Genomic DNA, 12622 nt, shown 5'->3' with positions numbered 1-12622 from the left:
ATGGTTGGAACAAACATGACCAGGCAACAGCAAGTGGTGATTGTCGGTGGCGGGGTGATTGGCCTGCTGACCGCCTACAACCTCGCCTCCGAAGTGCGCAGCGTGGTGCTGCTGGATCGTTCGAACCTCGGTCAGGAATCCTCCTGGGCGGGCGGCGGTATCGTTTCGCCGTTGTATCCATGGCGCTATAGTCCGGCGGTTACCGCGCTGGCGCACTGGTCGCAGGATTTTTATCCACAGCTCGGCGAGCGTTTGTTCGCTGACACCGGGGTCGATCCTGAAGTGCACACCACCGGCCTGTACTGGCTGGATCTGGATGACGAAGCCGAAGCACTGGCCTGGGCCGAGCGGGAAAACCGTCCGCTGCGGGCTGTGGATATCTCGGCGGCGCATGACGCGGTGCCGGTGCTCGGTAGCGGGTTCTCCCGAGCGATCTACATGGCCGATGTCGCCAACGTGCGCAATCCACGTCTGGTGAAGTCGCTGAAAGCGGCGTTGCTGGCGTTGCCGAACGTGACGATTCACGAGCAATGCGAAGTCAGCGGGTTTATCCGTGAGGGCGCGCAGGTCGTCGGTGTCGACACCTCCAACGGCGTGATAAAAGGGGATCAGGTCGTGCTGACGGCCGGTGCGTGGAGCGGTGATTTGCTCAAGACACTGGACCTGACGCTGCCGGTCGAGCCGGTTAAAGGCCAGATGATTCTCTACAAGTGCGCGGCGGACTTCCTGCCGAGCATGGTACTGGCGAAAGGGCGTTATGCGATTCCGCGTCGCGACGGGCATATTTTGATCGGCAGCACGCTGGAGCACGAAGGCTACGACAAGACGCCAACCGACGTCGCCCTGGAAAGCCTCAAAGCCTCGGCGGTGGAGTTATTGCCGGCGCTGGCGGAGGCCGAAGTGGTCGGGCACTGGGCGGGGTTGCGTCCGGGGTCGCCGGAGGGGATTCCGTACATTGGCCGGGTGCCGGGGTTTGCCGGGTTGTGGTTGAACTGCGGGCATTACCGCAATGGGCTGGTGCTGGCGCCGGCGTCGTGTCAGTTGTTTGCCGATGTGATGCTGGGGCGGGCGCCGATTATTGATCCGGCGCCGTATGCGCCAGAAGGGCGGATTTAGTCAGATATTTCTCTGTCGTTTGGCAGACCGCCTTCGCGAGCAAGCTCGCTCCCACATTGGATTTTGTGAACGACAAAGATCAAATGTGGGAGCGAGCTTGCTCGCGAAGGGGCCCTTAATCCAGGCCCAGTTTCTTCAGCCGATAGCGCATCGACCGGAACGAAAGACTCAAGCGCTGCGCCGCCGCCGTACGATTCCAGCGCGTTTCTTCCAGCGCTTGCAGAATCAGCTTCCGCTCGACGTTTTCCAGATAATCCTCAAGATTGTCGATCTGCGTCAGATCAGCAATTGCGCCATCCGCCGCGCAGTTGCCCTCGCTCAAACGTAAATCTTCAGCTTCGATCGTGCGGTTTTCACACAAGGTGTGCGCCCGCTCAAGCACGTTTTCCAGTTCCCGCACATTTCCCGGAAACCGGTAGTTCTTCAGCGCTTCCAAAGCCTGCGCATGCAGGCGCGCCGCGGGTTGACCGGTGTCCTTGGCCAAGCGCTTGAGCATGTGCGCCGCCAACACTTCAATGTCATCACGGCGCTCGCGCAGAGACGGCACGCGCAGTTCAATCACGTTCAAGCGGTAATAAAGATCCTGCCGAAACCGTTCGGCCGCGACCTCTGCATCGAGGTCCTTGTGCGTGGCGCAGAGAATCCGCACATCGACCACGCTTTCCTGCTGCCCGCCGACACTGCGCACGGCTTTTTCCTGAATCGCGCGCAGCAATTTCACCTGCATCGACAGCGGCAAGTCCGCGACTTCATCGAGAAACAGCGTGCCGCCATGGGCCGCCTGAAACAGCCCGGGCTTGTCCTCGACCGCGCCGGTGAAACTGCCTTTGCGGTGGCCGAAGAATTCGCTTTCCATCAGTTCTGAAGGGATCGCGCCGCAGTTCACCGGCACGAAGGGTTGGTTGGCGCGTGGCCCTTGTTCATGAATCAGTCGTGCGACCAGTTCCTTGCCGCTGCCCGATTCGCCGCTGATATACACCGGCGCCTGGCTGCGGGCGAGTTTGTCGATCTGTTTGCGCAGGTTACGCATCGGCAGCGAGTCACCGAGCAGGCGCCGATCAATCGAGGTGCATCCACCGCCCGCCGCTGGCATGCGCAGGGCCGAGCCAACCAGTTCGCGCAGTCGATTGAGGTCCACCGGTTTGGTCAGAAAGTCGAAAGCACCGGCCTTCAGCGCGTTGATCGCGGTTTCCAGACTGCCGTAGGCGGTGATCATTGCCACCGGCAGTTGTGGATAACGTTGCTGAATGTGCTGCACCAGTTCCAGCCCGGTACCGTCGGGCAGGCGCATGTCGGTCAGGCACAGGTCAAAACGCTCGCGGTTCAACAGCGCCTGGGCTTCGCTCAGGTTACGGGCGCTGTAGGTGTCGAGTTTCATCCGTCCCAGGGTGATTTCCAGGAGTTCGCGGATATCCGGTTCGTCGTCGACGATGAGAACTTTTTGCCGTGGGCTCGTATTCAACTTTGTTTCCGTCCGTGAGCAAAGGTGATGCGAAAGCAGCCGCCGCCTTGGCGTGATTGGAAGTCTAGGCGCGCTTGGTTGCTTTCGCACAGCTCACGGGACAGATAAAGCCCAAGGCCGGTGCCCTGGCTGCTGGTGGTGAAGAACGGTTCGAACAGATGCGTTTGCTCTTCGGCGGGTACGCCGGGGCCGTTGTCCTGCACTTCGAGTACCGCCAACTGGCTGTCGGGATCGATGAACAAGGCCAGCCAGACTTCCGCCTGATCGTGCAGCAGGGCGCTGTGGCGCCAGCCGTTGCGCAACAGATTGTCGAGAATTTGCGTGAGCTGGTTGGGGTCCATCAGGGTACTGAAGTCACCTGAGTTGACCCGCAGATGAATCTGTTGTCGCTCGCTGGCCTGTTCGCGGCTTTCGGCAACGAAATTTTCCAGCCACGGCTTGAGATCCAGCCGTTGCGGGGCACTTTGCTGGCGGCGGGACAGTTGCAGGACGTTTTCGATGACTCGGTTCATGCGCTGAGAGTGATCTTGAATGATCTGCGTCAGACGCCGATCGGCGCTGTCGAGTTCCTCGGACTCGGCCAATAGCTGCGCGGCATGACTGATGGCGCCCAGCGGATTGCGAATTTCGTGGGAGATGCCGGCGGTCAGGCGTCCGAGCGCGGCGAGTTTGAGTTGTTGGGCTTGTTGCGCGACTTGCGCCAGATCTTCAAGAAAGACCAGGGTTTGCTGGTTCGGGCTCTGCTCCAGAGCGATGAAGTTCGGCTGCAGTTCGAGGCCGTTACCGGGGATTTTCAGGCTTTGCGGGCGCAGGGTCGGGTTGTTCATCCACAGTTGCAGGCGATCGACCAATGCCGTCGAATACTCGTCGATCAAATGGCCGTGAAGATGCGCTTGCGCCAGCAACGTCTGGGCACTGTGGTTGGCCAGTTGCACCCGGCGCTCCTCGTCGAGGACCAGAATGCCGGTGCGCATGCGTTGCAGAATCAGTGCGTTGAGGGCTTCGAGCCCCACCACTTCGCTGGCACGGCGTTCAGCCAGGGTTTCGCTGACCTCCAGGCGACGGATCAGGCCTTGCACCAACAGCGAGGCGGCAAAACACAGCGCGCCGAGGGTGCCGGCCTGCAAGTATTCATTGGCGCTCAGAGGGTGGCTGAAGCTCAGCAGAAAGCTCAAGGCGACGATGCCCAGAGCGCCGATCGCGGCGATCAACAAACCAATTCGACGACGCAGCAAGGTATTGCTGATCGCCACCGAGACAATCAGCAAGTTGCCGAGGGCACTGGCCACGCCACCGGCCGCATAGAACAGACCGCACAGCAACAGCACATCGACCAGCGCCAGGCTGAACAACTGGGCCGGGCGTCGGGTGTTTTCAAGAAAGACCACGAGCAGGATGTTGAGAACGAGGTACAGCCAACTGCCGCCGCGCAGCAATTCGTCGTTGGCCGACGTCAGCAGGCGGTTGTCCATGTTGCTGGAGATCAGCAACACCAGGGTGATGCCGACGCTTAAACGGTAGAGATGGTAGAGGCGCAGCAGGCGCTGCGCCTGTTTGCTGTCGGCGTGGGTGGCCTCAGCGATCACTGGAGCCCGGGCCTTGCTCGAGGTGAGCCTGGCTGCAATACCACTGTTGTTGAACGCTCAGTGCACGATCGCGCGGCAGATGCACGCCGCAATGGGCGCAACGCACCATTGGCGGGGCGTCCTGTTCGCGGGGGGCGCGACTGGATTGATTGGACGCGGCAGGCGCCTTGAATTTACGCCACAACCATATCGCGGCGAAAATCACGACGATCCAGAACAATAAACGAAGCATGATGAGCGGCTTTTCGACTGATGATCCGGCAGTTTAGCCAAGGACCCGACAAGCGCACAGCCTATTAACGCGCGGCAATAAAAAAGGGAGATCCGCAGATCTCCCTTTTTTGTCCATCCGGTGTGATCAGTCGAACACGCCGAAGGTCATGTAGCTGAACCACGAACGGTCAGTGTTGCTCGACTCAGGCTCTGGCTCTTCGATCACGTCGCCGTTTTCGTCTTTAGGCTTGAGCTCGTTCGGGATCGCGTCTTTCGCGTCCTGGAACTGCTTCTGCACGTCCTGGTTGGCGCGGGTTTCGCCCGGCGGCAGCGGTGGACGCGACTCGATCAGACCGAGGGTTGCCTTGCTCAGGAACGAACGGTTGTCGGCTTCGGCAACCCGTGGCACGAACTGGCCGTCTTGCAGGTTCGGGTGATTCGGGTAGTTGAGCTTCAGGGTTTCCAGACTGGTGTTGGCCAGCTCGTCCAGGTGCAGACGCTGGTAAGCCTCAGTCATTACCGCCAGGCCGTCACCGACCGATGGGGTTTCCTGGAAGTTTTCTACGACGTAACGGCCACGGTTAGCAGCGGCTACATACGCCTGACGGGTCAGGTAGTAGTCGGCCACGTGGATTTCGTAGGCCGCCAGCAGGTTGCGCAGGTAGATCATGCGCTGCTTGGCGTCCGGCGCGTAACGGCTGTTCGGGTAGCGACTGGTCAGCTGGGCGAACTCGTTGTACGAGTCGCGCGCGGCGCCCGGGTCACGCTTGGTCATGTCCAGCGGCAGGAAGCGCGCCAGCAGGCCAACGTCCTGGTCGAACGAAGTCAGACCTTTCAGGTAGTACGCGTAATCCACGTTCGGGTGCTGCGGATGCAAACGAATGAAACGCTCGGCGGCAGATTTTGCAGCTTCCGGCTCGGCGTTTTTATAGTTGGCGTAGATCAGTTCCAGCTGTGCCTGATCGGCGTAGCGACCGAACGGATAACGCGACTCCAGAGCCTTCAGCTTGGCTGTGGCGCTGGTGTAGCTGTTGTTGTCCAGGTCAGTCTGAGCCTGCTGATACAGCTCGGCTTCGCTGAGGTTTTCGTCTACGACTTCCTTCGATGAGCAAGCAGCGGTCAATGCGAGGATGGCGATCAGCAGCAGGTGTTTCACTTGCATGGCGGCTTGCGTCCCTATGACGGCCGCTGTCTTGGGCGGGGCCGTCCTGTTATGATGAGCGCCCCGTTGAAAAGCCTCGGGGCAAAAGACGCCGTATTTAACCACAAGCGCGCAGCCGAAACCAAAAGCTGTGCCGACGCACAGTCAGAGCATGTCCGATAAAATTGAACTTCGCGCAGAGGTGCCGTCCGAATTGGGCGGCCAACGCCTCGATCAAGTCGCTGCCCAACTCTTCGCTGAGCACTCTCGCTCGCGCCTTTCCGCCTGGATCAAAGAAGGTCGCCTGACTGTGGACGGGGCGGTCATCCGCCCTCGCGACATCGTGCACGGCGGTGCCATCCTTGAGCTGATTGCCGAACAGGAAGCCCAGGGCGAGTGGATCGCCCAGGACATCGAGCTCGACATCGTCTATGAAGACGACGACATTCTGGTGATCAACAAGCCTGCGGGCCTGGTGGTGCACCCGGCTGCCGGTCATGCCGATGGCACTTTGCTCAACGCCTTGCTGCACCATGTGCCGGACATCATCAATGTCCCGCGCGCCGGTATCGTGCATCGTCTGGACAAGGACACCACCGGTTTGATGGTGGTGGCCAAGACCATTCAGGCTCAGACAAAGCTCGTTACTCAATTGCAGAGTCGCAGTGTCAGCCGCATCTATGAGTGCATCGTGATCGGCGTCGTGACCGCCGGTGGCAAGATCAACGCCCCGATCGGTCGCCACGGCCAGCAGCGTCAGCGCATGGCGGTGATGGAAGGCGGCAAGCCTGCCGTCAGCCACTACCGCGTGCTGGAGCGCTTCCGTTCCCACACCCATGTACGGGTGAAACTGGAAACCGGTCGTACTCACCAGATTCGCGTACACATGTCGCACATCAACTTTCCGTTGGTCGGCGACCCGGCGTACGGCGGTCGTTTCCGCATTCCGCCGGCGGCGAACCCGACGATGGTTGAATCGCTCAAGCACTTCCCGCGTCAGGCCCTGCACGCGCGTTTCCTTGAGCTGGATCATCCGACGACCGGTCAGCGCATGAGCTGGGAATCGCCGCTGCCAGAAGATTTCGTCTGGCTGCTGACCCTGCTCAAGCAAGACCGTGAGGCTTTCATCGGATGAACTGGCTGACGCCGGACTGGCCAGCGCCGGCCAGCGTCAAAGCCTGCGTCACCACCCGCGAGGGCGGTGTCAGCGAGGCGCCGTTCGACAGCCTCAATCTGGGCGATCACGTTGATGATCGTCCTGAGGCTGTTGCCGAGAACCGACGGCGCCTGACCGATCACTTCTCTATACAGCCTGCCTGGTTGCAGCAAGTGCACGGGATTGCCGTGGCGCATGCTGATCCGGGCATTGTCGCGACCGCCGATGCCAGTTGGACGACAACCCCCGGAATTGCCTGCACGGCAATGACGGCGGATTGCTTGCCGGCATTGTTCTGCGATCGCGCCGGCACTCGTGTTGCTGCGGCTCACGCCGGTTGGCGTGGTCTGGCGGCGGGCGTGCTGGAAGCCACGCTCGATACGCTGGATGTACCGGCAGGCGACGTACTGGTCTGGCTCGGTCCGGCTATTGGCCCGAAAGCCTTTGAAGTCGGCCCGGAAGTGCGCGAAGTCTTCATCAATCAATTGCCTCAAGCGGCAGAAGCCTTCGTACCGAGCGCCAATTCCGGCAAGTTCATGGCTGACATCTATCTGTTGGCACGTCTGCTTCTGGCTGAACGGGGTGTCACTGCTGTTTATGGTGGCGGTTTCTGCACCGTGACCGATTCACGCTTTTTCTCTTATCGCCGTGCGTCGCGCACCGGTCGCTTTGCCTCCCTCGTTTGGCTCACCCGCTAGACTTGCCTGACCTGAATCAACCCTCTGACGCTTGAATCTTGCAGAATCGACCGCATCTATAGCGGTATCTGGCAGGTTTCTTTATTCAGGATGGTTTTTAGGTCCGGCCTGCTCAAAAGGAAGGTGACTTATGCGAATAGACCGTTTAACCAGCAAATTACAGTTGGCCTTGTCCGATGCCCAGTCGTTGGCAGTCGGCCACGATCATCCGGCGATTGAGCCGGCGCACTTGATGCAAGCCATGCTTGAACAGCAGGGTGGTTCGATCAAACCTCTGTTGATGCAGGTGGGCTTCGACGTCAACAGCTTGCGTAAAGAGCTGACCAAAGAGCTCGACCAATTACCGAAAATCCAGAACCCGACCGGCGACGTCAACATGTCGCAGGATCTGGCGCGCCTGCTCAACCAGGCCGATCGTCTGGCCCAGCAGAAGGGCGACCAGTTCATCTCCAGCGAACTGGTGCTGCTCGCGGCGATGGACGAGAACAGCAAGCTCGGCAAGTTGCTGCTCGGCCAGGGCGTGAGCAAGAAAGCCCTGGAAAACGCGATCAACAACCTGCGCGGTGGCGAAGCAGTGAATGACGCCAACCACGAAGAGTCGCGCCAGGCGCTGGATAAATACACTGTCGACCTGACCAAGCGCGCCGAAGACGGCAAGCTTGATCCGGTGATCGGCCGTGACGACGAAATTCGTCGCACCATTCAGGTTCTGCAACGCCGCACCAAGAACAACCCAGTGCTGATCGGTGAGCCTGGTGTGGGTAAAACCGCGATTGCCGAAGGTCTGGCCCAGCGCATCATCAACGGCGAAGTGCCGGACGGCCTCAAAGGCAAACGTCTGCTTTCGCTGGACATGGGCGCGTTGATTGCCGGTGCCAAGTATCGCGGTGAGTTCGAAGAGCGCCTGAAGTCGCTGCTCAACGAGCTGTCGAAGCAGGAAGGGCAGATCATTCTGTTTATCGACGAACTGCACACCATGGTCGGCGCCGGTAAAGGCGAAGGCTCGATGGACGCCGGCAACATGCTCAAGCCTGCACTGGCGCGCGGCGAGCTGCACTGCGTCGGCGCGACCACGCTTAACGAGTACCGCCAATATATAGAGAAGGACGCGGCGCTCGAACGACGCTTCCAAAAAGTCCTGGTGGATGAGCCGAGCGAAGAAGACACCATCGCCATCCTGCGTGGCCTCAAGGAGCGTTACGAGGTTCACCACAAGGTGGCGATCACTGACGGCGCGATCATCGCGGCGGCCAAGCTCAGCCATCGCTACATCACTGACCGGCAGTTGCCGGACAAGGCCATCGACCTGATCGACGAGGCCGCGAGCCGCATCCGCATGGAAATCGATTCCAAGCCGGAAGTGCTCGATCGTCTCGAGCGGCGCCTGATTCAGTTGAAGGTGGAATCCCAGGCGCTGAAGAAAGAAAGCGACGAAGCGGCGATGAAACGTCTGGAGAAACTCCAGGAAGAAATCGTCCGTCTCGAACGTGAGTACTCCGATCTGGAAGAAATCTGGAACTCGGAAAAAGCCGAGGTGCAGGGTTCTGCACAGATTCAGCAGAAGATCGAACAGTCGCGTCAGGAGCTGGAAGCCGCGCGTCGTAAAGGCGACCTGAACCGCATGGCCGAGTTGCAGTACGGGGTGATCCCGGATCTGGAGCGCAGCCTGCAAATGGTCGATCAGCACGGCAAGAGCGAAAACCAGTTGCTGCGCAGCAAGGTGACTGAAGAAGAGATCGCTGAAGTCGTGTCGAAGTGGACCGGCATTCCGGTGTCGAAAATGCTCGAAGGCGAGCGCGACAAGCTGATGAAAATGGAAAGCCTGTTGCACAAACGCGTGATCGGCCAGGAAGAAGCGGTGGTCGCTGTGGCCAACGCGGTACGCCGTTCGCGTGCCGGGTTGTCTGACCCGAATCGTCCGAGCGGTTCGTTCATGTTCCTCGGCCCGACCGGTGTCGGTAAAACCGAGCTGTGCAAGGCGCTGGCCGAATTCCTCTTTGATACCGAAGAGGCGATGGTGCGGATCGACATGTCCGAGTTCATGGAGAAACATTCCGTGGCGCGGCTGATCGGTGCGCCACCGGGATACGTCGGTTACGAAGAGGGCGGTTACCTGACCGAGGCGGTGCGTCGCAAGCCTTACTCGGTGATCCTGCTGGACGAGGTTGAGAAGGCGCACCCGGATGTGTTCAACATCTTGCTGCAAGTGCTTGAAGACGGGCGCCTGACCGACAGTCATGGCCGCACGGTGGATTTCCGCAATACCGTGATCGTCATGACCTCGAACCTCGGTTCTGTGCAGATTCAGGAACTGGTCGGTGATCGTGAAGCGCAGCGTGCTGCTGTAATGGATGCGCTGACGTCGCACTTCCGTCCGGAGTTCATTAACCGGGTCGACGAAGTGGTGATCTTCGAGCCTTTGGCGCGGGATCAGATCGCGGGCATTACCGAGATCCAGTTGGGCCGTCTGCGCAGCCGTCTGGCCGAGCGCGAGCTGAAGCTGGAACTCAGCCCGGAGGCGATGGACAAGTTGATCGCCGTGGGTTACGACCCGGTGTATGGCGCACGTCCTTTGAAACGGGCGATTCAGCGCTGGATCGAAAACCCGCTGGCGCAGTTGATCCTTTCGGGTCACTTCATGCCAGGCGACACGGCGACCGGCAAGGTCGAGAACGACGAAATCGTTTTCAACTGAGTCCAAACGCCAATGAAAAAAGGAGGGCCCCACATTGTGGGGCCTTTTTTTTCGTTAGGCTGTTGAACTCAAAGGAAAAGGCTTGTAAAGTGCGCCCCGCAGTCAGTCGCCAAGACGGTCTCAGCTCACTGAGTTGAAATCTGAAATAAGTTGCAAATCATTAACTTGAAAGCAATTTAGGGGGTTGACAGAGGTGTTCTAGGTTGTAGAATAGCGCGCCTCAGACACACGAACGCAGCGATGCGAACGAGTGACTGGAAGCAACAAGTTTCACCGTTGTAAATTGAAATATGTAGTTCCGTGATAGCTCAGTCGGTAGAGCAAATGACTGTTAATCATTGGGTCCCAGGTTCGAGTCCTGGTCACGGAGCCAATTTCAAGCCGGGGTATAGCGCAGTCCGGTAGCGCGCCTGCTTTGGGAGCAGGATGTCAGGAGTTCGAATCCCCTTACCCCGACCATTTTTGGGTCGTTAGCTCAGTTGGTAGAGCAGTTGGCTTTTAACCAATTGGTCGTAGGTTCGAATCCCACACGACCCACCATTTTTGAAACCAGTTAGCGCTGGGATCGAATCTTAAGATCAGAGGCCAAAAGCGCTGATCGAAGAAGGCGATCTTTGAAAGGTCGCCTTTTTTTTACCGGGGTATAGCGCAGTCCGGTAGCGCGCCTGCTTTGGGAGCAGGATGTCAGGAGTTCGAATCCCCTTACCCCGACCATATTAAAAATCCTCGTATCGAAAGATACGGGGATTTTTTTTGCCTGCGAAAAAGACGATTCCCTTCAAGTCATCGTACAACTTGCCGATAGCCCGCTAACACGAGGGGACTGCCATGGCTTTCGCCCCTTGAATCTGGCCAACACAAGAATAAGGGCGTGCGTCATGTTGCTTCGTCAGTTGAATATTGCTCCCCGGGCTGCTTTGGGGTTTGCCCTGATCGCAGTATTGGTCGCGTTGCTCGGCGTATTTGCGCTCGGACAGATGTCGAGTATTCGCGACAGTGAGGTCGCGGTAGAAAATCAGTGGCTGCCGAGTATTCGAGGTGGCGACGAGATTCGCGAGCTCATGCTGCGCATCCGCACCATCTCGTTGCGCATGGCGCTGGATCAGGATCCGGCCAACATTGCGACTTACCGCAGCCAGATGGATACCCGCGATAAGGAGCTGAGCGAGAAAATCGCCGCTTACGACAAACTGGTCAACACTCCGGAAGGCCAGCAGCTATACGACCAGTTCAAGAAAACCTTCGCCGCGTATCGCAACGGCATCGCTCAATCCTTCACCCTCGCCGAGCAAGGCAAGCGTGATGAGCTGACCAGGTTGCTGCTAGTCGACATGAAAACTGTCGTCGATGGCTCCGGCAAGCAACTCAACGACCTGGCGGACCTGTTCGCCAAACAGGTCGCCGCCGAAAGCCAGAAGTCCGCTGCGCACTACGAGAACTCGCGCACGATTGTCAGTTTGTTTATTGCGTTGGCCGCCCTGGCCACGGTGGCACTGGCGATGATGCTCACGCGCAGTATCGTTCGGCCGCTGAGCAGTGCCGTCAGCGCCGCAGAAAGTGTGGCGCAGGGTGATCTGACCCGGCCGATCGAAACCCATGGCAACGATGAAGTCAGTCGCTTGCTCAAAGCCTTGGCGACCATGCAACAGAACCTGCGTGAGACGCTGCAAGGCATCAGCGGTTCGGCCACGCAACTGGCGACGGCTGCCGATGAACTCAACGCGGTGACACTCGACAGTACGCAGGGGCTGCAACAGCAGAACAACGAAATCGAACAAGCCGCGACGGCCGTCAACCAGATGACGGCAGCGGTGGAGGAGGTCGCACGCAATGCCGTGTCGACCTCTGACGCGACCCGTCAGTCCAGCGAGTCGGCGCATCTGGGGCAAGTGCGCGTCAGTGAGACCGCCACGGCCATCAATGCACTGGCCAACGATGTGCAACAGACCGGTGAGCTGGTGCAATCACTGGCCAACCAGTCGCAGGATATCGGCAAGGTACTCGACGTGATTCGGGCGATCGCCGAGCAGACCAATCTGCTGGCGCTCAACGCGGCGATTGAAGCGGCGCGCGCCGGTGAGAGTGGACGAGGCTTTGCCGTGGTTGCCGATGAGGTGCGCGCGCTGGCTTATCGCACGCAGCAATCGACCCAGGAGATCGAGCAAATGGTCCAGGGCATGCGCAGCGGTTCGAGCCTGGCGCTGGACTCGATGCAGGCCAGCACGGCACGTGCCACCACCACGCTGGCGTTGGCTGAGCGCGCCGGTGAGGCGCTGCAAACCATCACCGCGTCGGTGCATGAGATCCATGAGCGCAATCTGGTGATTGCCAGCGCTGCGGAAGAACAAGCGCAGGTGGCACGCGAAGTGGATCGCAATCTGGTGAACATTCGTGATTTGTCGGTTCGCTCGGCCGCCGGTGCCGATCAGACCAGTGCCTCCAGTCATGAGTTGTCGCAATTGGCCAATGCGTTGCAAGGCATGGTGCGGCGCTTCCAGTTGTAAGCGGGCAGGCGTAAAAAAGCCGCGTTCCTCACACGAGAAACGCGGCTTGGT

Annotated in this window: 9 protein-coding genes, 4 tRNA genes and 1 pseudogene; 10 read left to right on the top strand and 4 right to left on the bottom strand. The window is 59.3% G+C overall.

The window, feature by feature from the left end:
- Positions 1 to 15: 15 nt before the first annotated feature.
- A complete protein-coding gene (gene thiO / locus A8O26_RS14945) occupies positions 16 to 1116 on the top strand; it encodes a glycine oxidase ThiO (RefSeq protein WP_064118719.1) in 1101 nt (366 codons plus the stop codon).
- Positions 1117 to 1231: 115 nt separating this feature from the next.
- Here thiO and A8O26_RS14940 read toward each other — a convergent pair whose 3' ends face one another.
- The 4 genes from A8O26_RS14940 to A8O26_RS14925 all read right to left on the bottom strand — a co-directional run bounded on the left by A8O26_RS14940 (position 1232) and on the right by A8O26_RS14925 (position 5539).
- Positions 1232 to 2578 carry a sigma-54-dependent transcriptional regulator gene (locus tag A8O26_RS14940; protein WP_064118718.1) on the bottom strand — a complete coding sequence of 449 codons (1347 nt, stop codon included), beginning with the start codon at positions 2576 to 2578 and terminating at the stop codon, positions 1232 to 1234.
- Complete coding sequence (locus tag A8O26_RS14935; RefSeq protein WP_064118717.1) at positions 2575 to 4164, bottom strand: sensor histidine kinase; 1590 nt, start codon at positions 4162 to 4164, stop codon at positions 2575 to 2577. The genes A8O26_RS14940 and A8O26_RS14935 overlap by 4 nt, the downstream gene beginning before the upstream one ends.
- Entirely contained in the window at positions 4154 to 4396 is a 243-nt protein-coding gene (locus tag A8O26_RS14930; protein ID WP_034153864.1) for a PP0621 family protein, read from the bottom strand. Before A8O26_RS14930 ends, A8O26_RS14935 begins: the two co-directional genes overlap by 11 nt.
- Before the next feature lie 126 nt (positions 4397 to 4522).
- Positions 4523 to 5539 carry an outer membrane protein assembly factor BamD gene (locus tag A8O26_RS14925; RefSeq protein WP_064118716.1) on the bottom strand — a complete coding sequence of 339 codons (1017 nt, stop codon included), beginning with the start codon at positions 5537 to 5539 and terminating at the stop codon, positions 4523 to 4525.
- Positions 5540 to 5690: 151 nt separating this feature from the next.
- On the opposite strand from A8O26_RS14925, the gene rluD reads away from it, so the two are divergent.
- The 9 genes and pseudogenes from rluD to A8O26_RS30630 all read left to right on the top strand — a co-directional run bounded on the left by rluD (position 5691) and on the right by A8O26_RS30630 (position 12571).
- Positions 5691 to 6653, top strand: a complete 963-nt coding sequence (gene rluD, locus A8O26_RS14920) for a 23S rRNA pseudouridine(1911/1915/1917) synthase RluD (protein ID WP_064118715.1) — start codon at positions 5691 to 5693, stop codon at positions 6651 to 6653.
- Positions 6650 to 7372, top strand: a complete 723-nt coding sequence (gene pgeF / locus A8O26_RS14915) for a peptidoglycan editing factor PgeF (protein WP_064118714.1) — start codon at positions 6650 to 6652, stop codon at positions 7370 to 7372. The genes rluD and pgeF overlap by 4 nt, the downstream gene beginning before the upstream one ends.
- 130 nt (positions 7373 to 7502) lie before the next feature.
- Positions 7503 to 10067 (top strand): ATP-dependent chaperone ClpB, encoded by a 2565-nt coding sequence (clpB, locus tag A8O26_RS14910; protein ID WP_064118713.1) that lies wholly within the window; start codon positions 7503 to 7505, stop codon positions 10065 to 10067.
- 297 nt (positions 10068 to 10364) lie between these two features.
- Positions 10365 to 10440 (top strand) — tRNA-Asn (locus A8O26_RS14905).
- A gap of 9 nt (positions 10441 to 10449) precedes the next feature.
- Positions 10450 to 10526, top strand: a tRNA-Pro gene (locus tag A8O26_RS14900).
- A 5-nt stretch (positions 10527 to 10531) separates the two neighbouring features.
- Positions 10532 to 10607 (top strand) — tRNA-Lys (locus tag A8O26_RS14895).
- A gap of 97 nt (positions 10608 to 10704) precedes the next feature.
- Positions 10705 to 10781, top strand: a tRNA-Pro gene (locus tag A8O26_RS14890).
- A 164-nt stretch (positions 10782 to 10945) separates the two neighbouring features.
- A pseudogene (locus tag A8O26_RS30635) lies at positions 10946 to 11716 on the top strand (MCP four helix bundle domain-containing protein); the annotation flags it as partial.
- A complete protein-coding gene (locus A8O26_RS30630; RefSeq protein WP_437339885.1) occupies positions 11708 to 12571 on the top strand; it encodes a methyl-accepting chemotaxis protein in 864 nt (287 codons plus the stop codon). The pseudogene A8O26_RS30635 and the gene A8O26_RS30630, both read left to right, overlap by 9 nt.
- Positions 12572 to 12622: the final 51 nt, after the last annotated feature.

Source organism: Pseudomonas fluorescens, from assembly GCF_001648775.1.
In the GTDB taxonomy this organism is placed as follows: Bacteria; Pseudomonadota; Gammaproteobacteria; order Pseudomonadales; family Pseudomonadaceae; genus Aquipseudomonas; species Aquipseudomonas fluorescens_M.
Note: the sequence above shows the minus strand (reverse complement) of the source record. Positions and strands in the feature narration are given on the sequence as shown.